Annotated in this window: 22 protein-coding genes; 6 read left to right on the top strand and 16 right to left on the bottom strand. The window is 64.5% G+C overall.

Features of this window, described 5'->3' with window-relative positions:
- Nucleotides 1-112: 112 nt before the first annotated feature.
- From ilvA to B2W70_RS16530, 16 genes are all read right to left on the bottom strand, one after another.
- On the bottom strand, nt 113-1,768 hold the full coding sequence (gene ilvA, locus B2W70_RS16605) for a threonine ammonia-lyase, biosynthetic (protein ID WP_286747360.1): 1,656 nt from the start codon (nt 1,766-1,768) through the stop codon (nt 113-115).
- Nucleotides 1,769-1,831: 63 nt separating this feature from the next.
- Nucleotides 1,832-3,151: an oxygenase MpaB family protein gene (locus B2W70_RS16600; RefSeq protein ID WP_286747358.1), complete on the bottom strand. Its 1,320-nt coding sequence runs from the start codon at nt 3,149-3,151 to the stop codon at nt 1,832-1,834.
- A 193-nt stretch (nt 3,152-3,344) separates the two neighbouring features.
- Nucleotides 3,345-4,199, bottom strand: a complete 855-nt coding sequence (locus B2W70_RS16595) for a PEP-CTERM sorting domain-containing protein (RefSeq protein ID WP_286747356.1) — start codon at nt 4,197-4,199, stop codon at nt 3,345-3,347.
- Nucleotides 4,200-4,216: 17 nt separating this feature from the next.
- Nucleotides 4,217-5,146 carry a PEP-CTERM sorting domain-containing protein gene (locus B2W70_RS16590; RefSeq protein WP_286747355.1) on the bottom strand — a complete coding sequence of 310 codons (930 nt, stop codon included), beginning with the start codon at nt 5,144-5,146 and terminating at the stop codon, nt 4,217-4,219.
- Nucleotides 5,147-5,307: 161 nt separating this feature from the next.
- A complete protein-coding gene (locus B2W70_RS16585; protein WP_286747354.1) occupies nt 5,308-6,153 on the bottom strand; it encodes a PEP-CTERM sorting domain-containing protein in 846 nt (281 codons plus the stop codon).
- 224 nt (nt 6,154-6,377) lie between these two features.
- Entirely contained in the window at nt 6,378-7,229 is an 852-nt protein-coding gene (locus B2W70_RS16580; protein ID WP_286747353.1) for a PEP-CTERM sorting domain-containing protein, read from the bottom strand.
- A 188-nt stretch (nt 7,230-7,417) separates the two neighbouring features.
- Complete coding sequence (locus B2W70_RS16575) at nt 7,418-8,302, bottom strand: hypothetical protein (RefSeq protein WP_286747351.1); 885 nt, start codon at nt 8,300-8,302, stop codon at nt 7,418-7,420.
- A gap of 243 nt (nt 8,303-8,545) precedes the next feature.
- Nucleotides 8,546-8,962 (bottom strand): F0F1 ATP synthase subunit epsilon, encoded by a 417-nt coding sequence (locus B2W70_RS16570; protein ID WP_058088936.1) that lies wholly within the window; start codon nt 8,960-8,962, stop codon nt 8,546-8,548.
- A 63-nt stretch (nt 8,963-9,025) separates the two neighbouring features.
- Nucleotides 9,026-10,438, bottom strand: coding sequence for a F0F1 ATP synthase subunit beta (gene atpD / locus B2W70_RS16565; protein ID WP_286747347.1), 1,413 nt, complete (start codon nt 10,436-10,438; stop codon nt 9,026-9,028).
- Nucleotides 10,439-10,472: 34 nt separating this feature from the next.
- Complete coding sequence (gene atpG, locus B2W70_RS16560) at nt 10,473-11,339, bottom strand: F0F1 ATP synthase subunit gamma (RefSeq protein ID WP_286747345.1); 867 nt, start codon at nt 11,337-11,339, stop codon at nt 10,473-10,475.
- Between the two features lie 11 nt (nt 11,340-11,350).
- Nucleotides 11,351-12,904 (bottom strand): F0F1 ATP synthase subunit alpha, encoded by a 1,554-nt coding sequence (atpA, locus tag B2W70_RS16555; RefSeq protein WP_137839579.1) that lies wholly within the window; start codon nt 12,902-12,904, stop codon nt 11,351-11,353.
- A 116-nt stretch (nt 12,905-13,020) separates the two neighbouring features.
- Nucleotides 13,021-13,554, bottom strand: coding sequence for a F0F1 ATP synthase subunit delta (locus tag B2W70_RS16550; RefSeq protein WP_137839578.1), 534 nt, complete (start codon nt 13,552-13,554; stop codon nt 13,021-13,023).
- Between the two features lie 2 nt (nt 13,555-13,556).
- Nucleotides 13,557-14,027: a F0F1 ATP synthase subunit B gene (locus B2W70_RS16545; protein ID WP_058088931.1), complete on the bottom strand. Its 471-nt coding sequence runs from the start codon at nt 14,025-14,027 to the stop codon at nt 13,557-13,559.
- 49 nt (nt 14,028-14,076) lie between these two features.
- On the bottom strand, nt 14,077-14,334 hold the full coding sequence (gene atpE, locus B2W70_RS16540) for a F0F1 ATP synthase subunit C (RefSeq protein ID WP_058088930.1): 258 nt from the start codon (nt 14,332-14,334) through the stop codon (nt 14,077-14,079).
- Nucleotides 14,335-14,401: 67 nt separating this feature from the next.
- Nucleotides 14,402-15,286, bottom strand: a complete 885-nt coding sequence (atpB, locus tag B2W70_RS16535) for a F0F1 ATP synthase subunit A (RefSeq protein ID WP_286747342.1) — start codon at nt 15,284-15,286, stop codon at nt 14,402-14,404.
- Between the two features lie 12 nt (nt 15,287-15,298).
- Complete coding sequence (locus B2W70_RS16530) at nt 15,299-15,871, bottom strand: ATP synthase subunit I (RefSeq protein WP_286747340.1); 573 nt, start codon at nt 15,869-15,871, stop codon at nt 15,299-15,301.
- Nucleotides 15,872-16,278: 407 nt separating this feature from the next.
- Here B2W70_RS16530 and B2W70_RS16525 point away from each other — a divergent pair, with 407 nt between their 5' ends.
- From B2W70_RS16525 to B2W70_RS16500, 6 genes are all read left to right on the top strand, one after another.
- Nucleotides 16,279-17,166, top strand: a complete 888-nt coding sequence (locus tag B2W70_RS16525; RefSeq protein ID WP_286747338.1) for a hypothetical protein — start codon at nt 16,279-16,281, stop codon at nt 17,164-17,166.
- Nucleotides 17,166-18,800, top strand: a complete 1,635-nt coding sequence (locus B2W70_RS16520) for a GH3 family domain-containing protein (RefSeq protein WP_286747336.1) — start codon at nt 17,166-17,168, stop codon at nt 18,798-18,800. The genes B2W70_RS16525 and B2W70_RS16520 overlap by 1 nt, the downstream gene beginning before the upstream one ends.
- A 27-nt stretch (nt 18,801-18,827) precedes the next feature.
- Nucleotides 18,828-19,925 carry a hypothetical protein gene (locus B2W70_RS16515; protein ID WP_286747334.1) on the top strand — a complete coding sequence of 366 codons (1,098 nt, stop codon included), beginning with the start codon at nt 18,828-18,830 and terminating at the stop codon, nt 19,923-19,925.
- Nucleotides 19,926-19,964: 39 nt separating this feature from the next.
- The gene (locus B2W70_RS16510; protein WP_286747332.1) at nt 19,965-20,972 is read left to right on the top strand and encodes an HlyD family secretion protein; all 1,008 of its coding nucleotides are present in this window, start codon (nt 19,965-19,967) and stop codon (nt 20,970-20,972) included.
- A 20-nt stretch (nt 20,973-20,992) separates the two neighbouring features.
- Nucleotides 20,993-21,931: an ABC transporter ATP-binding protein gene (locus tag B2W70_RS16505; RefSeq protein WP_286747330.1), complete on the top strand. Its 939-nt coding sequence runs from the start codon at nt 20,993-20,995 to the stop codon at nt 21,929-21,931.
- A 1-nt stretch (nt 21,932) separates the two neighbouring features.
- Nucleotides 21,933-22,365, top strand: a 433-nt coding sequence (locus tag B2W70_RS16500; RefSeq protein WP_349677468.1) for an ABC transporter permease, incomplete at its 3' end; no start/stop codon positions are given.

The following is a 22,365-nucleotide window of genomic DNA, read 5'->3' as shown; positions in this document are numbered from 1 at the left end:
CCCCGACTGAGCCCCCCCCCCCCAGACGCCCGAGCGTCCACCCCGAAAACCAACAGGCCGCTCACAAACTGAGCGGCCTGTTTCATTTGGTGATGCGCAGCCCCCAACCGGCTCAGCGCAGGAACAGCCGGTAGACCGGGTTGCGGGTTTCGTCGACGTAAACGTAGCCCAGCTTGTCCAGCACCTTGGGGATGCGCGGCACCTCGTCTTTGGGCACCTGCAAGCCGATCAGGATGCGACCGTAATCGGCGCCCTGGTTGCGGTAGTGGAACAGGCTGATGTTCCAGCCCGGAGGCAAGCTGCTCAAGAAAGTCATCAGCGCGCCCGGGCGCTCCGGGAAGATGAAGCTGAAGAGCCGCTCACCCTCGGCCAGCGCCGAGCGCCCGCCCACCATGTGGCGGATGTGGGTCTTGGCCAGCTCGTCGTGCGTGAGGTCCACCGTGCGAAAGCCTTGCGCCTTGAAGGCCTTGGCGATCTGCTTGGACTCGCCCTTTTCCTTCGTGGTCAGGCCCACGAACACGTGCGCTTCTTTCTCGTGCGAGATGCGGTAGTTGAACTCGGTGACGCTGCGCGGCCCGATGGTCTCGCAAAAGCGCTTGAAGGAGCCTCGCTCCTCGGGGATGCTGACGGCCAGCAGGGCCTCGCGCTCTTCGCCCACGTCGGCGCGCTCGGCCACGAAGCGCAGCCGGTCGAAGTTCATGTTGGCGCCGCAGTTGATGGCGATGTAGGTCTTGCCCTGACCGCCGTGTCGCTCGGCGTACTGCTTGAGCGCGGCCACGCCCAGGGCACCGGCCGGCTCGACGATGGAGCGCGTGTCCTGGTAGATGTCCTTGATGGCCGCACAAACCGCATCGGTGTTGACCGTGACGATGTCGTCGACCAGCAGCGAGGTCAGGCGCAGGGTTTCCTCGCCCACCAGCTTGACCGCCGTGCCGTCGGAGAACAGGCCGACGTCGCTGAGCGTGACACGGCCCTTGGCCTTGACCGAGCGCAGCATGGCGTCGGAGTCGTTCATCTGCACGCCGATGACCTTGATCTCGGGGCGAACGGCCTTGATGTAGGCGGCCACGCCACTGATCAGGCCGCCACCGCCGATGGCCACGAACACCGCATCGATCGGGCCGGCGTGCTGGCGCAGGATCTCCATGGCCACGGTGCCCTGGCCCGCAATCACATCGGGATCGTCGAAGGGGTGAACAAAGGTCAGGCCGCGCTTGCGCTCGAGCTCCTTGGCATGCAGCGCCGCGTCGGAGTAACTCTCGCCGTGCAGCACGATCTGGACGTTGTCGCCACCGAAGTGCCGCACCGCGTCGATCTTGACCTGCGGCGTGGTCACCGGCATGACGATGGTGGCCTGACAGCCCAGGCGCCGCGCGCCCATGGCCACGCCCTGCGCGTGGTTGCCAGCCGAGGCGCAGATCACGCCGCGCTCGAGCTGTGCACGGCTGAGCTGGGCCATCTTGTTGTAGGCGCCGCGCAGCTTGAAGCTGAAGACCGGCTGCTTGTCTTCGCGCTTGAAGAACACGTGGTGACCGAGGCGGCGAGACAGGCTGCGGGCCTCGTCCAGCGGGCTCTCGATGGCCACGTCGTAGACGCGGCTGGTGAGGGTCTTTTGCAGGTAGTCCTGGATCGTCAGCGGCTTGGGCTTGCCAGCTTTGCCAGGCGCGGCCTTCACTGGCTGGGTCTTCGACTTGGCAGCGGTGGCGGCCGGCTTCGCGGCGACAGGCTTGGCTGCGGGAGATTTCTTGGCGGCGCGCGCGGTGGGCATGGGCAGGTTCCGAATGGCGGTGGCGACCACAAGGGGCGGGTCGCGCAGGCAGAGCCTGAGAGTCTAGCCGTTGCGCTGGCCAGGCGGATGCGCACCCTGGTCGCGCACGCCATCGCCATGCGCATGCGAAGCCCCTGCCCTACCCTGCGCGTCCGCCTTCGGACTCCATGGCGCCTGGGGCTCGCGTCCGACCAGGTCCTGCTGATAGAGCAGCTGCTGGCGCCTGGCGATCGCGCGCCACGGTCCCTCCATCCAGGGCAGGGTGCGCAAAGCCACGCTGCCCACCACGGTCGGCGCGATCAGCATCAGCGGGTACCAGGGTTGGCGTTTGGGCAGCCCCAGGTTGCGCAGGCCTTCCGGGCCAAGGAACCAGCTCACCAGGCTCAGGTGCCGTTCGCGATCGACGCGCCCGCGCAAGGCGCCTGCAAACGGGTAATTGCGCTGCAGGGGCTCGTTCATCAGGGCTCGGCCCAGCAAGGTGCTGCTTTCGTCAGGTGGCGCCTGGGTCACGAGGTTGCGGTACATGAGCACGCGACCGGAGGCCTCGTCGTCGCACATCAAGCCGTCCTCAACGCCCACCAGCCAGCCCATCACGCGCCACAGGTGCATGACGGCGTCGGCGTCTTCCTGAGCGAACAGCATGCCTGTGAGGCGCAAGCCCAGCAGGTGCACGGCGCTGAAGGCCAGGTAGGTGGCCTGCATGTCCACCTGGTTGATGGGCAGGCCCAGCCAATCGGCATCCCACTCGGGCGAGCGCGAGAGCTGATCGCGCACCAGGGCATGCATCAGGCGCACGTGCAAGGTCATGCGGTGACCGGGCTGGCCGGGCTGCAGGCCATCGTCTTCGGTGCAGGCCAGCCACCAGGTGGTGGTTTCGGCGATGCGCTTGTGGGCGCCGCGCTCGAGCGCACCGGTCTTGAGCAAGGTCTGGTTGATGGCGCCAGCCTGGTAGCCCGCCATCAGGCCCGCGTCGCGCAACACCATCAGTCCGTGCTCGCCGGTGCCCTGCATGACCTGGGCGCCTCGCTTGACCCGCGCCCAGTTGACCCAGGCCGGCATCTGCCAGCCTTGCGCCAGGAAGGCGCGCAGGGGCGCAGCGTGTTCGGGCACGGCAGCAGGGCCGCCGCTCAGACCGCGCTCCATCAGGGGCCAGGCTGTGGGGCGCCCGACCTCGCGCATCCAGGCGATGACGGCATCGGCCAGCGGGTCGCCTCGGTTGAGGGCCTGGCCCAGGGCTTGCCAATCTTGCTCAGAAGGCTCTGGGTCGCCGTCGATGGTGAGCTTCAGGCGCGCGGCCAGCGCGCGTGCGCGGTCGCGGTCGGCGCCATGCCGACCGGGCACCGACGGATCTGGCGTGGATGTGGTGTCCGCGGCAACGCGCATGCCGGCCCTCCCCTGCGCCACCTCGGCGCTCGTTGGTGTGCGTGCTGGCGACGCCCAGGCGCCGCTTTGCACATGGTGGGATGATGCCTGCATTGACCCGTCCCGCCACGGCGCAGGCATCAGGGGCCTGCGTTCGAGGGGGGTGGGGGGCGCAGCACCCCGGTCAGGGTGCGCGACAGAGACAGCCGCTTGCTCAAGCCGTCTCGCGACGGCGCAGCGCGGCCAGGCACACCAACCCTGCCCCCATCAAGGCCCACGTGCCGGGCTCCGGAATCACCGTGACGACCATCTCGGCGGAGTAGGACAGCGAGCCAAAGCCGTTGGTGTTGGGGTCGTTCAGCGCCTGGAGGGCAAGACGCTGGCCATCGTTCAGGTTGAGCGCCTTGGCAAAAATGTTGCCGACATCCGCCTGGTTGACCAAAAAAAGGCCGGAGAGGCTGAGGTCCCATTGACGAACCTGCGCGCCATCCAGGAAATCCAGATCCGGCCACTCGCGCTGGGTGTCACCGATCACGCTCTCGTACGTCCACAAGGGATGGTCGTTGAGGAAGCCGACGCCGTTGGCGCCCTCGATGTCGGCATGGATGACTCGATTGATGTGGTCCACGCGCAAGTCACTGATGCGCAACTCGCCCGAGCCCCCGGTCGCTCCACTTCCTGCGGAGGTCAACATGAAGCCGCCGCTGAAGGTCGTGCCCAACGCTGTCTCATCGGTCCCGAAAACCCCGGAACCTGGCCGGTAGGCCGCAGACCAAGATTGAATCGGCACGGAAACGGTTGCGCTTTGGTAGCCGAGGCTGGCTGCTGCGTCGGACGAAGCCGACGTTTGCAACAACGCTGGCGGCAAGGCCTGCAGGCCGACAGACGCCCCGTTCAACGCCCGCAGCCACTGCACTGAAAACGCCAGCGTGCCGGCTCCGCTCAGGTCCGAATACGCCAGACCGTTGAGCGCAAACTGTGACCCCGCTTCCAGTGTGGCGTACTCGCCAGGTGGGTACACAGCGGCATGCGCTTCACAGGTGAGCAACAAAGCCGCCGCCGCAGCCACCCATGCTTGTTGGTGTTTCATGACTTCCCCTTTGAGTTGGTTACCGGCATTTGGACAGCGGCCCACGCCGCTGCACACCCGCCGGCGAGCTCAGCAGCCGGTTGACGGCTGGAGCGACGACGCCCGAACAGCGCCAACCCGACCAGGCCGACACCGATCAGGGCGTAGGTGCTGGGCTCCGGCACCGCCGTGACCGACGTTGTCAGGTTGATCGAGCCAAAGCCAGCTGTGTTGGTGCTGGAGCGCCTGTTCACGGACAAGAACGCCGCACGACCCACGTTGTTCAAGTTCAGCGCCTTGACCAGGATGTTGTCGATGTCCATCTCGTTGACCAGGAACAAGCCCGAGAAGGTGTTGGTGAACGACAAAGCCGTGGGCTCACCCGTGAAGCCGAGGTCGATCGTGGTGGGGCCCGAGACGGTGTCGTACTTCCACAGCGCGTGGTCGTCCAGGAAGCCAACACCATGGTCACCCACGATGTCGGCGTGGATGGTCTTGGTGGCCAGGTTGATCTTCAGATCGCTGATGCTCAAGGAGCCCGCGCCGCGGGTGGCCCCGTTCCTGATGGTGACCTGCTGGTGGCCACCAGAGGTTTGCACGCCTTGCAGCGTGAAGCTTGAGCCATCAAAGCTGCCGGTCAGGGCCGTGACAGGGGCCGTGGCGCTGACGCTGACATACCTGACAGAGCCAACAGATCCGTAGGTGGCGGTTGGTGCCTGCAGCGTCGCGTCGGGCACAGCCTGCAGCCCCGACTTGATCACGTTCAAGACAGAGACCAGGTTCTTGGAGAAGCCCCAGGTCGCGCTGCCCGACAGGTCGGTCAAGCCAATCTCGTTGCTGGCCAGGTATTCACCCTTTTCCAGCGTGATGACTTCGGGTGCGGCTTGCGCGGCACCAGCGAACATGGTGAAGGCTGCGGCCGCAATCAGGCCTTTGTGAAATGGCATCGAGTTCTCCCTTGGATGAATGAAACAGCGACCATGGCGGTCGCGCTGATCGCGGATGACACGCGACCGAATCTGAGCTTATGGCATGCCGAGTGCGCTCGTGTGGCCTGATGAGGTGCCACACCGCAAACAGGGGGCCAAGCCCCCTGCGCGCAAGGCGATCAGTTCGCAGTGCGGCGACGGCCGAACAGCGCCAGGCCCACCAGGCCCACGCCCATCAGGGCGTAGGTGCTGGGCTCGGGCACCGAGCTGACCGCGATCACCGAGTTGATGGACCCGAAACCAGCGGTGTTGGTGGCGGTGCGGTTGTTCACGGCATTGATGCCCGAGCGCCCGGTGTTGTTCAGGTTCAAGGCCTTGACGAAGATGTTGTCGATGTCTGTGGCATTGACCAGGAACAGCCCCGAGAGGGTGTTGGAGGCCGACAGCGCAACCCCCCATGGGCCGGCAGCCGGATCAAGTTCAAAGGTGGTGGGCCCGGAGATGGTGTCGTACGTCCACAAAGCGTAGTCGTTCAAGGTGCCCACGCCATTGGCCCCCACGATGTCGGCGTAAATGGTCTTGGTGGTCAGGTCGACCTGCAGGTCACTGATGCTCAGCGAGCCGCTGCCATTGGTGGCCGCGTTCTTGACCGTGGTCTGCAAAGAGCCACCCTGGGTGACCACACGTTGCACCGTCACCGTGCTGTCTTCGACAGAAAGGGTCAGGGCGGTGACCGGTGCTGCGGCGCTTGCACTCACATACTTCACAGCACCCGAAGCATTGGTCGAGGTCGAGATCTGCAGGGTGGCGTCGGGCACAGCCTGCATGCCGACAGAAGCCAGGTTCAAGGCGGTGACCAGCAGCCTGGAGAAGCTCAGGGTGCCACTGCCCTCCAGGCTGTCAAAAACGTAGCCGTTGGCCAGCACCGGAGATTCCTTGGTCAAGGTGACGACTTCGGCGGCTTGGGCCATGCCTGCGAACAACGCAAGGGCGCTGGCCGCGATCAGGTTGGGATTGAATTTCATGGGGAGGCTCCACTGAGTTGGGTTGATTGGTGTTGAACCAGCCAGGAACAAGCGCATCGGTCCCGATCTGGCAACGCCCACTTTAGAAAAGCATCCCCTTGAAAAAAAGCAGGCCTATCCCGCCCCCTGAATGCGTGGCGCAAAAAGAAAAAGCCGCTCACAGATGTGAGCGGCCCTTGGTCGGCGCCAAGCGGCCAGGCCGCGCGCCCATCCAAGCAGCGAGATCAGCGAGCAGCGCGACGGCGGCCGAACAACGCCAGGCCCACCAGGCCAACGCCCATCAAAGCGTAGGTGCTGGGCTCCGGGACGGCGACAACGGTCACGGCAATGGAGGACGTGATCGAACCAAAACCTGCGATGTTGGTGGCGGTGCGGTTGTTCACCGCGTTGATGCCGGAGCGACCCGTGTTGTTGAGGTTCAAAGCCTTGACGAAGATGTTGTCGATGTCGGAGGCGTTCACCAGGAACAGGCCCGACAGCGTGTTGGTCGACGACTTGGTCACGGGGATTTGCCCAACGTCCGAGACGTCAAAGACGGTGGGGCCGGTGAGCGTGTCGTAGGTCCACAGGGCGTAGTTGTCCTTGAAACCGACGCCGTTGCCACCGTCGATGTCGGCGTAGATGGTCTTGGTGGCCAGGTCAACGCGCAGGTCGCTGATGCTCAGCGAGCCCGCACCGTTGGTGGCGTTGTTCTTGACCGTGGTCTGGAGCGAGCCACCATGGGTGCCCACGCCGATGATGGACGCGGTGACGCCATCGAAGCTGCTGGTCAAGGCCGTGACTGGCGCGGCAGCAGAGGCGGTGACGTACTTGACCGCACCCGACGAATTGGTCGAGGTGGAAATTTGCAGCACCGCGTCAGGCACCGCCTGCATCCCGACGGAAGCCAGGTTCAGGGCGGTGACGAGCAACTTGGAGAAACTCAAAGTGCCGCTGCCAGACAGCTCGCTGAACTCGTAGCCGTTGCTGAGCATCACCTCGCCCTTGGCGAGGGTGCCGGTTTCGGTGACGGCTTGGGCCAGGCCAGCCAACGTCATCAAAGCGGTGGCGGCAATCAGGTTCTTGTTGAATGTCATGGGTGTCTCCTCTGCGGTGCATGGGGCGCTCCAAGCGAGCGCTATTTCGGGGGTGACCCGTCGGCACTACTCTAAAAGGGAGCGGCTGCGGAGGCAAAGGGTTCACCATGGGGGCTTCCCTCAAAACGCTGACATCCGGGCGCGTTCCCCCGCGCGCACCTCACTTCAGGGGGCGGGGCAACCCTCGCTCACCGATTCCGAGCAGTGGGGCAACGCTTGGCGCCACGTCGACCAAACGCCAACAAAGCAGCCATGCCCGCAACCATCAAGGCGCAAGCGGCTGGCTCAGGCACGGCGCTGATGGTGATCGAGCCAAAGCCGATGGGGTTGGTGGCACTGCGATTGTTCGCCGCTGTGAAGGTCACTCGCCCGATGTTGTTGAGATTGAGGGCCACGACAAAGATATCGTCGATGTCTGACGCCTTGGCCAGGAAAAGGCCGGAGAACGTGAGCGCTGGTGGCGACAGGGTCTCGTCGAAAGGCTTGTCAAACCCTGGCTTGAACGTGACGGGGCCGGAGACACTGTCATAGGTCCACAGCGCATGATCGTTCAGCGTCCCCACACCGTTTGCACCGACGATGTCCGCATAGATGGTTTTCGTCTGCAGATCGACTTTGAGGTCACTGATGCCCAACGAGCCAGCGCCCTTGGTGGCACCGTTCTTGGTGGTCGTGACCTGAAAACCGCCCGCTGTTTGCAGGCTCTGCACGGTCAGCGCATCGCCATGAGGCGTGACGCTCAACTGGGTCAATGGTGCGACCGCAGCCAGGCTCGCGTACACGCCCCTGCCAGACGCCTGGATCCGAATGGGGGCCTCCAACACGGCGGGAGAAACCGCTTGCAAGCTCGCGGGATGCGGACTGCCCACCACCGAAATCACGTTCACCGCCGTGACGACATTGGTAGACGCGACATAGGTGGCAGTGCCCGCCAGGTCGCTCCAGCCCATGCCAGCGGCGTAGACGGTGTGATCCATCCCGCGTTCGATGACGAGTTGATCGGGCGCGGCGTTGGCAGCGCCAGCCAGGAAAGCGAACGCCGTGCTTGCAAACAGGAGCGTGGTGCGGCTCATGGATCCCTCCGGTGAAATGATTTTGGTGTGAGCCGAGCATGGCGCGCTGTGGCGCACCAAGGCAGGCTCGGCCAATTTAAGAGAACTTTTGTCGCCTCGGTCAATTCGGCCCTGGCCGGTGACCCAACTCCACCTGAATTCGTGATCGGGCAAACCCCAGCTGGCACCTGCGCCCCAAAAGAAAAAACCCGCTGCGCAGGCAGCGGGTTTTCTGTGTGGGAGCGATTCAGCGGCGGGCCGCGATCACTTCTTGCGCAGGCGGCGGATGGCGGCCAGCTGGGCCACCAGCTCGACCAGCTCGTTCTGAGCCTTGGCCAGGTCCAGATCGCCCTTGGCGTTCTGAACGGCTTCTTCGGCCAGGCGCTTGGCTTCGTTGGCCTTGGCTTCGTCCAGGTCCTTGCCGCGGATGGCGGTGTCGGCCAGAACGGTCACGCAGTGCGGCTGCACTTCCAGGATGCCGCCAGCGACGAAGACGAACTCTTCTTCGTTGTTGTCGGCGCGCTGGATGCGCACGGCGCCCGGCTTGATGCGGGTGATCAGCGGGGTGTGGCGCGGCAGGATGCCGAGCTCGCCCACTTCACCTGGCAGGGACACCAGGGTGGCTTCACCGGAGAAGATCGACTCTTCTGCAGAAACCACGTCGACGTGGATGGTGGACATGGTGCTCTTTCGTCAAGAGCGACCACACAGCGACCGGCATGGGCCGGCCGCCGCGCGTGCCGCTTAGTTGATGGCCTTGGCCTTCTCGAAGGCCTCGTCGATGGTGCCAACCATGTAGAAGGCTTGCTCGGGCAGGCTGTCGCACTCGCCGTTCACGATCATCTTGAAACCACGGATGGTTTCCTTCAGGGGAACGTACTTGCCGGGCGAGCCGGTGAACACTTCGGCCACGTGGAAAGGCTGCGACAGGAAGCGCTGGATCTTGCGAGCGCGGGCCACCAGTTGCTTGTCTTCCGGAGCCAGTTCGTCCATGCCCAGGATGGCGATGATGTCGCGCAGTTCCTTGTAGCGCTGCAGCGTGTTTTGCACGGCGCGGGCCACAGAGTAGTGCTCTTCACCGACCACGTTCGGGTCCAGCTGACGCGAGGTCGAGTCCAGCGGGTCCACGGCGGGGTAGATGCCCAGCGAAGCGATGTCACGCGACAGCACCACGGTGGAGTCCAAGTGGGCGAAGGTCGTGGCAGGCGACGGGTCGGTCAGGTCGTCCGCAGGGACGTACACGGCCTGGATCGAGGTGATCGAGCCAACCTTGGTCGAGGTGATGCGCTCTTGCAGGCGGCCCATTTCTTCGGCCAGGGTGGGCTGGTAACCCACGGCGGAAGGCATGCGACCCAGCAGAGCGGACACTTCGGTGCCGGCCAGGGTGTAGCGGTAGATGTTGTCCACGAAGAACAGCACGTCCTTGCCTTCGTCGCGGAACGACTCGGCGATGGTCAGGCCGGTCAGGGCCACGCGCAGGCGGTTGCCCGGCGGCTCGTTCATCTGACCGTAAACCATGGCAACTTTGGAGGCGCCCAGGTTCTCGAGGTTCACAACGCCGGAGTCGGCCATCTCGTGATAGAAGTCATTGCCTTCGCGGGTGCGCTCACCCACGCCAGCGAACACCGACAGACCGCCGTGGCCCTTCGCGATGTTGTTGATGAGCTCCATCATGTTCACGGTCTTGCCCACACCGGCGCCACCGAACAGACCCACCTTGCCGCCCTTGGCGAAAGGCGAGATCAGGTCGATCACCTTGATGCCGGTTTCCAGCAGCTCTTGCGACGGCGACAGTTCGTCGTACGCAGGGGCCTTGCGGTGGATGGGTGCGGTTTGAGCCTGGTCGACCGGGCCACGTTCGTCGATGGGCGCGCCGAGCACGTCCATGATGCGACCCAGGGTGGCCGGGCCGACGGGCACGGTGATCTGGGCGTGGGTGTTGGTCACTTGCATGCCGCGGCGCAGGCCGTCGGAAGAGCCCAGCGCGATGGTGCGGACGATGCCGTCACCGAGCTGCTGTTGCACTTCGAGGGTCAGCGTGGAGCCGTCCATCTTCAGGGCGTCGTACACCTTGGGCATCTGGTCACGCGGGAACTCCACGTCCACCACGGCGCCAATGCACTGAACGATCTTGCCCACTGTTTGCGTGTCAGCCATTTTTCGTTCCTTCAATCAATTCAAAATCTTCGGATCAGACCGCTGCCGCACCGGCGACGATCTCGGACAGTTCGGTCGTGATGGCGGCCTGACGGGTCTTGTTGTAGACCAGCTTCAGTTCCTTGATCACGTTGCCGGCGTTGTCGGTGGCGGCCTTCATGGCCACCATGCGAGCCGACTGCTCCGAAGCCATGTTCTCTGCCACAGCCTGGTAAACCAGCGCTTCGACGTAACGCACCATCAGGTCGTCGATGACGACCTTGGCGTCCGGCTCATAGATGTATTCCCAAGCATGAGTCGTTTCGCCGGCGAATTCACTGGCCTTCAAGGGCAGCAGCTGTTCGACCAGGGGCTCCTGCTTCATCGTGTTGATGAAGCGCGTGAAGCACAGGTAGACAGCGCTGAGCTCGCCTGCCGTGTAGGCATCGAGCAGCACCTTGACGGGGCCGATGAGCTTTTCCAGGTGGGGCGTGTCGCCCATGCCGACCACGCTGGCGACCACGTTGGCGCCAATGCGGTTGAAAAAGCCCGTGGCCTTGTTGCCGATGGAGACTACGTCGGCCTTGAGGCCCTGGCCTTCCAGCTCTTTGAGCTGGTTGGTCACGGCACGCAGCACGTTCGTGTTCAAGCCACCGCACAGACCTTTGTCCGTGCTCACCACGATGAAGCCCACCTTCTTGCCGCCCGGGCTGGGCAGCATGAAGGGGTGGACATACTCGGGATTGGCCTTTGCCAGGTTCGCCGTGATGTTGCGCACCTTGTCAGCGTAGGGACGAGCCGCAAGCATGCGATCTTGCGCCTTGCGCATCTTCGAAGCCGCGACCATTTCCATGGCCTTGGTGATCTTCTTGGTGTTCTCGACGCTCTTGATCTTGTTGCGAATTTCCTTGCCTACGGCCATGGTGCGCTCCTTTAGGCGAAGGTCTTCTTGAACGCGACGACGGCCGATTGCAGTTCAGCTTCAGCGTCCTTGTCCAGGGCCTTGGTCTGTTCGATCTTGGCCAGCAGCGCGCTGTGGCTGGTCTTGAGGAACTGGTGCAGACCAGCTTCGAAGGCCAGGATCTTCTTGACTTCGACGTCGTCCATGTAGCCCTTGTTGACGGCGAACAGGGTCGCGCCCATCAGGGAGATCGACAGCGGCTGGTACTGAGCCTGCTTGAGCAGCTCGGTCACGCGGGCACCGCGGTCGAGTTGCTTGCGGGTGGCTGCGTCCAGGTCCGAGGCGAACTGCGCAAAGGCAGCCAGTTCACGGTACTGCGCCAGGTCGGTACGGATACCGCCGGACAGGCCCTTGATCACCTTGGTCTGGGCTGCACCACCGACGCGCGACACCGAGATACCGGCGTTGATGGCGGGGCGGATGCCAGCGTTGAACAGGTTGGTTTCCAGGAAGATCTGACCGTCGGTGATCGAGATCACGTTGGTCGGAACGAAAGCGGACACGTCACCGGCCTGGGTTTCGATGATCGGCAGCGCGGTCAGCGAACCGGTCTTGCCCTTGACTTCACCCTTGGTGAAGGCTTCGACGTAGTCGGCGTTCACACGGGCTGCACGTTCCAGCAGGCGCGAGTGGATGTAGAACACGTCGCCAGGGAAGGCTTCGCGTCCGGGAGGACGGCGCAGCAGCAGCGACACTTGACGGTAAGCAACGGCCTGCTTGGACAGGTCGTCGTACACGATCAGGGCGTCCTGGCCGCGGTCGCGGAAGTACTCGCCCATGGCGCAGCCGGAGTAGGCCGACACGAACTGCATGGCAGCCGAGTCAGAGGCCGAAGCGGCGACGACGATGGTGTACTCCATGGCGCCGGCTTGTTCCAGAGCGCGCACGACGTTCTTGATCGACGAAGCCTTCTGACCGATGGCGACGTAGATGCAGGTGACGCCCTGGCCCTTCTGGTTGATGATCGCGTCGATGGCGACAGCGGTCTTGCCAGTCTGGCGGTCACCGATGATCAGCTCGCGCTGGCCACGGCCGACGGGCACCATCGAGTCGATGGACTTGATGCCGGTCTGCAGGGGCTGCGAGACGGATTCACGGGCGATCACACCGGGGGCGATCTTCTCGATGGGAGAAGACAGCTTGGCGTTGATCGGGCCCTTGCCGTCGATGGGCTGACCCAGGGCGTTGACCACGCGGCCGACCAGTTCGGGGCCCACGGGCACTTCCAGGATGCGACCGGTCGTCTTGACGATGTCGCCTTCGGAGATGTGCTCGTAAGCACCCAGGATCACGGCACCGACGGAGTCACGCTCCAGGTTCAGGGCCAGACCGTAGGTGGGAACGCCTGAGGCGTCCGCGGGGAACTCCAGCATTTCGCCTTGCATGGCATCGGACAGGCCGTGGACGCGGACGATGCCGTCGGTCACGGAGATCACGGTGCCTTGGTTGCGAATGTCGGCAGCCGCGCCGAGACCCTCGATGCGGCTCTTGATCAGTTCGGAAATTTCTGCGGGATTCAGTTGCATTGCTTTGCTCCCAGTCTGGTCAAGGGCTGCTCGAAGGCAAACCTCGTTGACAACATCCGGTGGCACGCGGCCACCGGGGGTAGGGCGACTGTTCTAGGTTGAGGCCGGGCTCCGATTCAAGCCAGGAGGGCCGACTTCATGCGTTCCAGGCGGGCCTTGACGGAGGTGTCGAGCACCTCGTCGCCGACCACCACTCGCACGCCACCGATCAGCTCAGGGTCGATGTCGACCGTGGCTGTCAGCTTGCGACCAAAGCGCTTTTCCAGCGGCACCAGGATGTCGGCGACTTGTTCGTCGGACACCGCGAAGGCGCTGGTGATGCGGGCTTCGGACACACCCTGACGGGCTTGCACGAGGGCTTGGAACTGCTCGGCCATCAGCGGCAGCGCCGCCAGACGACCGTTTTCCAGAACGGTACGCAGGAAATTGGCCACGACCGGCGCAAGCGCCACCTTGGCAGCCTCCGTGATCACGCCATAGACCTGGTCTTGCGTGGCACGGGGGTTGTCGGCAAGGCCTTGCACCTGGGCGTCGCGAGCGACTTGCCCCAGGGCAGCGACTTGCGCCACCCAGGCGGATTGCTCAGCCTGGGGAGTGGCCTTGAACAGCGCTTCGGCGTAAGGACGGGCGATGGTGGCAAGCTCGGCCATGATCACAGCTCCGACTTCAGGCGGCTCAGCAGGTCGGCATGGACCTGGGCAGAGACCTCGCGGCGAAGGATCTGCTCGGCACCCTTGACGGCCAGACCGGCGACCTGCTCACGCAGGGTCTCACGGGCCTGGGTGGCCAGTTGATCTGCTTCTGCCTTGGCATCAGCAACGATCTTGGCGGCTTCGTCGGAAGCGCGCTTCTTGGCCTCCTCAACGATCACGGCAGCGCGCTTTTCAGCGTCAGCCAGTCGTTGAGCGATTTCGTCGCGGGATTGGGCGAGCTGAGCCTGGACGCTCTTGTTGGCGTTCGCCAGTTCCAGCTTGGCCTTGTCGGCGGCAGCCAGACCATCGGCGATCTTGCTTGCGCGCTCGTCGAGCGCCTTCGTGATCGGCGGCCACACGAACTTCATCGTGAACCACCAGAGGATCCCGAAGACCACGATCTGCGCGAACAGCGTTGCGTTCAGATTCACGGCTCGGACCTTTCTCGGTTAAAGGGGATGTTCAGTCGAGAAAGACCGATTACTTGGCCAGGGCGGCGATGAAGGGGTTCGCGAAAGCGAACAGCATGGCGATACCGACACCGATCAGGAAGGCGGCGTCGATCAGACCAGCCAGCAGGAACATCTTGGTTTGCAGTTCGTTCATCAGCTCGGGCTGACGAGCGGTGGCTTCGAAATACTTGCCACCCATCAGGGCGATACCGATACAGGCACCGATGGCGCCCAGGGCGATGATCAGACCACAAGCCAGAGCGACGTTAGCCAACACCAGTTCCATGATTGCTCCTAAGAATAAAAAAGGGAGGTTGAAAGAAGGAAGGGGAAAGAAACAGGGAGAGAGAAGGTCAGTGACCTTCGTGTGCCTGACCGATGTACACCAGGGTCAGCATCATGAAGATGAAGGCCTGCAGCGCGATGATCAGGATGTGGAAGATGGCCCAGGCGGAACCGGCGAGCACGCCAAGGAACCACAGACCAGCGCCACCAGCAGTCAGCGTCGTGCCGACAGCCGCGCCGAGCAGGGCAATCAGCATGAACACCAGCTCGCCAGCGTACATGTTGCCCCACAGCCGCATGCCGTGCGAGATCGTCTTGGCGCCGAACTCGACCAGGTTCAGGAAGAAGTTGGGGATCAGCAGCAGGATGGTGCCGACAGGGCTGTGCGCATGGAAGGGAGCCGTGAAGAGCTCCTTGATCCAGCCGCCCACACCCTTGACCTTCATGTTGTAGTACAGGCAGATCAGGAGCACGCTGATCGACATGCCCAGGGTGATGGACAGGTCGGCGGTGGGCACCACGCGCATGTAGGCGTGATGGGGGTCGTGGCCAGCGGCAGCGTAGACGCCTTCCCAGATGCGGGGAAGCAGGTCGACGGGCAGCAGGTCCATCGCGTTCATGAAGAAGATCCAGACGAAGACCGTCAGGGCCACAGGGGCCACGGCCTTGCGCGACTCGGCGCTGGGGATGATGCCCTTGGCCTGCGTGTCGACCAACTCGACGAGCATTTCGACAGCCGCCTGAAAGCGCCCCGGCACACCGGAGGTGGCCTTGCGAGCGGCCTTCCAGAGCAGGAACACGCCCAGCAGGCCCATCACCACCGACCAGAAAACCGAGTCGATGTTGATGTAGCTCCAGTCCACGATGGCCTGGGCTTCGGGCTTGTTCTGCAGGTGACGCAGGTGATGCCCGATGTACTCGGGCGCGGTCAGGGCATGTGCTTCAGCAGACATGGGCGACTCTCGTCAAACGTTTCTATTCTTGGTGCGACGCTGTTGGATGAACAGCGCCACGGCAATCGATTTCAAGCACAACACCATGGTGACCAGCAGCGCCGCCCAGTCGATCGGGCGCAGCACCACCGGCGCCAGGACCAGCAAGGCCCCGGACAGACACAGCTTGAGGATCTCCCACACAAGAAGACCCCCGACACTGCGCCCCGCTCGCCGACCGAAGACGCCGCGCGCCATCAGCGCATTCGGCACGACCACCACCACCGCGCCGTACAACGCGGACAGAAAGGCAGCCTGACTTGCGGCCAGCGCCCCCCAGGTCAGCGCGACAAGCAACCCGACCACCGCCTGCGAGGCCAATGCCTGCCAGACAGAAAAGGAGGGCTGCTTTGCGAGCAGGGCTTGCGCCTCTTCTCGCGTCAGCGGGCTGACCGGCGGCAGGGCGTCCTCGTCCAGGTCACTGTCTTCGAATGAAGCGCCCCTCGCCTCCGCCTGTTTGGCGCTCTGTGCTGAGCCACCAGACGGCTGCGTGTGGGAACCACTCATTGACATCACCGGATTCAAACGCCACCACGGCGTCGGCAAAACCTAAAGATTATACGCAGGACTGAGAGACAGACCAAGCCCCCCTTGTGCAGTTCGGCGCAAACGGGGGGTCCTCGGGCTGCCGAGCCAGGCCACCGAACGGACGCCGATCGCGCATTTCAAACAGCGAGTCGCCCACACACCCCGAAACGCACGCCTTTTGCCCCCTCCTCTCCTAAACCCTGAGGACACCCCCCTACCCCTTCTTACTAATCGAAGGCATTACACACCCCCCATATAAGTGCTCACCGAGGGCAAGCCCGGTGTGCGCCCAAAAGGGTGAAGCGCATCCTGACCTCAACGTCAACGCGTAACGAACGCGTTACAAAACAGCAGTCAAAGTCGACGCCCAGCCCACCGGCCCGGCGTTCGATCGCAGAAGCCACGCGCTTCGATGGAGCCTCAGCATGTCCACCACGGCCAGGAAAGAAAAAGTCAGCACCTTCTTTCGCCCGATCCAGGCGATCACGGTCACGCACATCAAGCAGATGTACGAGCTGTATTCGTCGTTCTACGAAAACACCTCGCTCGACATCTTCCTCAACGACCTGAGCAAGAAGTCGGGCGTGATCCTGGTCACCCGCAAGGCCGACGACAAGGTGGTGGGCTTTTCCACCCAGACCTTCTTCGACATCAAGGTCGATGGCAAGCGCCTGCGCGGCATCTTCAGCGGCGACACCATCATCGAGCCGGCGTACTGGGGCAACAACGCGCTGGCCAACACCTTCTACCGACGCCTGGTCATCGAGCGCATCAAGCGCCCCTTCGTGCCGTTCTACTGGTTCCTCATCTCCAAGGGCTACAAGACGTACCTCTTGATGACGAACAACTTCTACAACTACTACCCCAAGGTCGGCGGCAATCGCCCGGGCATGGACGATCGCTATCGCCGCATCACCGAAGCGTATTGCGACGCCCTGTTCCCGGAGGCCTTCGATCGCGAGAAGATGGTGCTGGACTTCGGTAACGACTACGTGCGCCTCAAGGGTGACGTGGCTGGCATCACGCCAGAGCTGAAGGCCGCCAACAAGCACATCGCCTTCTTCGAGAAGGTCAACCCGGGCTGGCGCCAGGGCCACGAGGTGCCCTGCCTGGCCGCCTGCGATTACGAGAGCCTGTTCCGCTCGATCGTGGACGTGCCCTGGAAGTGGGTCAAGAAGCACATCCTGGGCACGCACAACCGCCCCGGCCAGGAGCTGGACGTCAAGCCCACGACCAGTCGCCGCGAGTCGGCATGGGATGACGGCAATGGCCAGGACGCCCAGGACGCCCTCGGGCGTTCCAAGGCCTCCTGATGGGGGCCGGCACCACCCTCGGACACCACCTCCTCCGCCTGCTGGTCGCCCCGGGGCGCCAGCGCTTCGAACGGCACCTCGGTGAACTGGAATCGGTCCAGCGCGCCCGGCTGAGTCGTTGGTTGTCCGCCGTGTCGCGCTCGCCCGAGGGCCAGCGCCGTGGCATCCGCGCGGACTGGTCGTGGGAGGAGTTCTCGCGCCAGTTGCCGCTGAGCACCTACCAGGATCACGCCGAAGTGATCGCGCAGCAGCGGGCGCGCAAGCAGTCGCTGCTGATCGACTCGCCGGTGATGCGCTACCAGCCGACCAGCGGCTCGACCTCGGCGGTCAAGTGGGTCCCGTACACGAAGATGTTCCTCGACGAGCTCGACCAGGTCATCACGGCCTGGGTGGGCGACCTGTACCGCCAGTTCCCGCAGCAGGGGCGCGGCACGCACTACTGGTCGCTGTCGTGGATCCCGACCGAGATGCGCAGCCAGACCGCCGGCGACATCAACGACGACATGAAGATGCTGTCGTTCGGCAAGCGCCTGCTGGCCTACCTGACGCAAGCCGCGCCGCAGGAGATCGCGCTGGCGCAGTCGTCTGACGACTCGTTGTTCGCCACCATCGCCTACCTGGCCGCCGACGACGCGCTGGGCTTCATCTCGGTGTGGAGCCCGACCTTCGGGCTGGGGTTGCTGGAGCAGATGTCGCACTGGCGCGAGGAGCTGTCGCAGGTGCTGGCGCAAGGCAACTGGGGCCGGCGCACCGCGTCGATGGCAGGCGTGCCATGCCCTCGCTCCCAGCGCGCCGCCAGCCTGCTGCGCGGCTGGGACGGTCGCATGGACCCGGCTTTCTTCAAGGCGCTGTGGCCGAGCCTGGCCGTGGTCAGCGCCTGGGACACGGCCGCTGCCACGCCCTGGGCGCGCAAGCTGCATGGCTTCCTGCCGCACGCGAACTTCCAGGGCAAGGGCCTGTGGGCCACCGAGGGCGTGGTGACCTTCCCCTTCCAGGGGCGCTACCCGCTGTCCTACCTGAGCCACTTCTACGAGTTCATCGACGCCAACGATGGGCAAACGCTGGCCGCCTGGCAGTTGCGCGAAGGCCAGGAGGTCATCCCCGTGATGACGACGGGCAGCGGCTTCGCGCGCTACCAGATGAGCGACGTGCTGCGCGTCGAAGGCAGCCTGGGCCAGGTGCCCTGCCTGACCTTTCTGGGGCGCAACGACGGCGTTGACCTGGTGGGAGAGAAGACCAGCGCCACCACGGCGCAAGCGGTGCAGGACGGCCTGGCGTTGTCGGGTGCGCTGCCGGTGACGCTGCTGGCCCTGGACGAGGCACGCGGTCGCACACCGGGCTACGTGCTGCTGGTCGAGTGCGACGAAGGCGTGTCCAGCCAGGCTCGCCAGGCCATCCAAAGCGACCTGGCCGCGCAGGTGGAAAAAGCCCTTCAGGCCAACTTCCACTACAAGCTGGCGCGCGAGTTGGGCCAACTGCAGCACGCCGCCTGCGTGGCCCTGCCCCACATGCGCCAGGTCTACATGGACCAGTGCCGCGAGCGCGGCATGATCGAAGGCAACATCAAGATCGAGCCCCTGCGCCACTGGCGTGGCTCGGTGCCCGCGATGCTGCGCGATTCGCTGGACGCCTGAAGACCTCTCAAGAAACCAAGCAGCACCATGGCCATCACCATCCGCATCGGCACCGAAGCCGACAACCCCAAGATCCACGACCTGGTCTCGAAGATCACCATGCCCGGCCCGGCCGAGATGTGCTTCCAGCGCCAGCCGGACTTCTTCATCGGCTCGCGCGTGGTCGGCGACGAGTTCATCATGACCGTGGCCGATGACGACGAGCGCCCCGACGTGCTGGCGGGCCTGACGGTGATCTCGGGCCACGACATGTACATCAGCGGCAAGAAGCGCCGCTTGTATTACTCGGGCGACACGCGCGTGGACCCGTTCTACCGCCGCCGCGGCATCGCATCGTCTTTGTTCGCCGAGCAAAAGAAGTTCCGCAACACCGATGACCTGATGCACGGCATCGTGATGAAGGACAACACCGCGCCGCTCGAAGCCGCTTCGCGTGTCAAGGACGACGTGCTGTTTCGCTACTGGGTGAGCCACACGATCGAGACCAGCTTCATCTTCGTGCGCAAGGTCAAGCCGCGCATCCCCGCTGGCGTGACGCTGCGCGCGGCCACCAGTGCCGACCTGCCCGCCATGCAGGCCTTCTTCGACCGCGAAGCGCCGCGCCGCAACGGCTACCCGCTCTACGACTTCGAGAAGATGGCCAAGGGCGATCCGTACTACACAGGCCTGAAGGTGAGCGACTACGTGTTGGCGCTCAAAGGCAGCGAGATCATCGGCATGCTGGCTGGCTGGAACCAGAAGGCCTACAAGCAGACCCGCATCATGGGCTTCAAGCCCGCCATCCAGGTGCTGCGCCCGATCTACAACCTGTACGTGAGCCTGGCCGGTGGCTTCAAGCTGCCGCCGGTGGGCGGCGTGCTGAACTACCTGACGCTCTATAACGTGCTGATCGCAGGTGACGACAAGGCCATCTACCAGGCCCTGATCGACTGGGTGATGGCCCATGAAGGCCAGAAGTACGACGCTCTGGCCACCGCCGTGACCCATGGCGACCCGCTGGTGGATGTGCCCCGTGGCTACAAGCGTCAAAAACTCATCTCCAGCCACTTCTGGCTGAGCTATGGTGACGATCCGCGCCCCGGCATCGACAACCGCCCCCTGTACGTGGAGCTGGGCCGCCTTTGAGCCCCCGGCGATGAACCTGAGTGACATGAAAGTTTCGACATGAAGTTGCCGTCGCCCCCCATCCAACGCCGCGTGCGCCTGAGCGCGCTGACGGCCTCGCTGCTCGCCCTGGGTTTGAGCGGCTGCTTCGACGGCGAGGCCGAGCTGCAACTGCCTGGCTACATCGAGGCCGACACCACCTCGGTGGCGTCCCCCGTTTCGGGCACCATGGCCCAGCTCGGCGTCAAGGAGGGCCAGGTCGTCAAACCGGGCGACATGCTCTACACGCTGGAGTCGCAGCAAGAGCAGGCCCGCCTGGCCGAAGCCCAGGCCCGCCAGCAGCAGGCCGAGGCGCAAAGCAAGAACCTGAGCAAGGGCGCGCGCCAGGCCGAGCTCGAAAGCCTGCGCGCCAAGCTGCGTTACGCCAAGACGCAGCTGGCACAAGCCGAAAGCAACTTGAAAAAGAGCGAATCGCTGCTCAAGAAGAACTTCGTGAGCGAAACGCAGGTGGACAACGACCGCACCAACGTGCAGCTGGCCGAGGCCCAGGTCGAAGACGCCCGCGCAGCACTGCGCGTGGCCAAGGAAGGCGCACGCACCGACGAGCAGGCCGCAGCGCAAGCCCAGACGGTGGCGGCCGAAGCCGGCGTGGCCCAGGTCGAATGGCTGCTGCAGCAAAAGCAGGTGACGGCCCCGGTGGCTGGCGTGATCCAGGAGCTGTACGTGCGCCAGGGCGAGTTCGCCACCGCCGGCAGCACCACGATGACCATCCTGCACACCGGCTCGCTGCGCGTGCGCTTTTTCGTGCCCAATGACCTGCGCCCGAAGTTCCTGCCTGGCAACCAGGTCGCGGTCGAGATCTCGGGCTGCGACAAGCCCGCCACCGCCCGCGTCACGCGCGTGAGCGCCCGCCCCGAGTACACCCAGCCGATGATGTTCAGCCAGGAGCTGCGCGACCGCCTGAGCTTCCTGACCGAAGCGCGCCTGGAAACCCCGGCCAGCTGCACCGCGCCCCCCGGCACCCCCGTGGGCGTGAAGGTGGCCGGCGTGGCCGCGAAAGCCTCCTGAACGCAAGCGAAGGACGCGACGTGGCCCAGTCCATCATCGAGGTGCGCGACCTCACCAAGACCTTTGGCGACAAGACGGTCGTCGACCAGCTCAACATGACCATCGAGGAAGGCCAGCTCTACGGTTTCCTCGGCCCCAACGGCTCGGGCAAGACCACCGCCATCCGCATGATGTGCGGCCTGGTGCCGCTGACCTCCGGGCGCGGCACCTGCCTGGGCTTCGACATCGCCACGCAGGCACCCAAGATCAAGCCTCTGCTGGGCTACATGACCCAGCACTTCAGCCTCTACCGCGACCTGACGGTGCGCGAGAACCTGCAGTTCGTCTGCAAGCTCTACGGCATCAAGGACGTGGCCGGGCGGGTCACCGAGCTGGTCAAGCAGTTCGCCTTCGACAACGAAGGCCGCGACCGCCAACGCGTGGGCACCATGTCGGGCGGCTGGAAGCAGCGCCTAGCCCTGGCCTGCGCGATGGCGCACCGCCCCCGCATCCTGCTGCTCGACGAGCCCACCGCAGGTGTCGACCCGAAGGCCCGCGAAGCCTTCTGGGACATCCTGCAGGACATCGCTTCGACCGGCGTGTCGGTGCTGGTGAGCACGCACTACATGGACGAGGCCATGCGCTCGAACCGCATCGCCTACGTGCTGTATGGCCGCTTGCTGGTGGACGACGCGCCCGAGCGGGTGCTGGCCGACGCGCCCCTGGTGGCCGCGCAGGTGCCGCTGCAGGAGGTGTTCCGCCACCCGCACCTGGCGCACGACCCGCGCATCGTGCGGCTCTCGCAGCAGGGCAACAGCATCCGCGTGGTGGCCCGCTCGCACGAGGACGTGGGCTCTTGGGTGCACGACCTGGCCCAGCATGGCCTGCACGCGGGCACGCCCGTCGACATCGACGTGGGCCTGGAAGACGTCTTTTTCTACCTGACCCTGCAGCAGCAGGGTTCCATCACGCAGTTCTGAGGTGCCCCAGGTGTTACAGGCTTTCAACCGCATCGCCGCCATCGCCACCAAGGAGCTGATCCACATGGTGCGCGACCGCATGACCTTCGTGTCGCTGCTGTCGGTCACCATCGGCTACGTGATCGTCTTCGGCTACGCGATCAACCCCGACCCGCGCCACATCCCGACGGTGGTGGTCGATCACGACAAGAGCGAGTTCTCGCGGCTGTACAAGGCGGCGCTGCAGCAGTCGGTCTACCTCGAAATCGACCCGCGCCAGCTGACGTCGGACCAGGCCAGCGAGATGCTGCGCAAGGCGCAGACCTCGGTGGTCGTCGAGATCCCGCCGGACTTCACGCGCAACCTGATGCGCGGCCTGCCGGCGCAGATCCTGGTCGAGGCCGACGCCACCGACCCGGTCTCGCTCAACGGCGCCATCACCTCCACCGGCGTTT

It is taken from the genome of Aquabacterium sp. UBA2148 (assembly GCF_002328915.1).
GTDB classification, from domain to species: Bacteria; Pseudomonadota; Gammaproteobacteria; order Burkholderiales; family Burkholderiaceae_C; genus Aquabacterium; species Aquabacterium parvum.
This window is presented reverse-complemented; position numbering and strand designations above follow the sequence as displayed.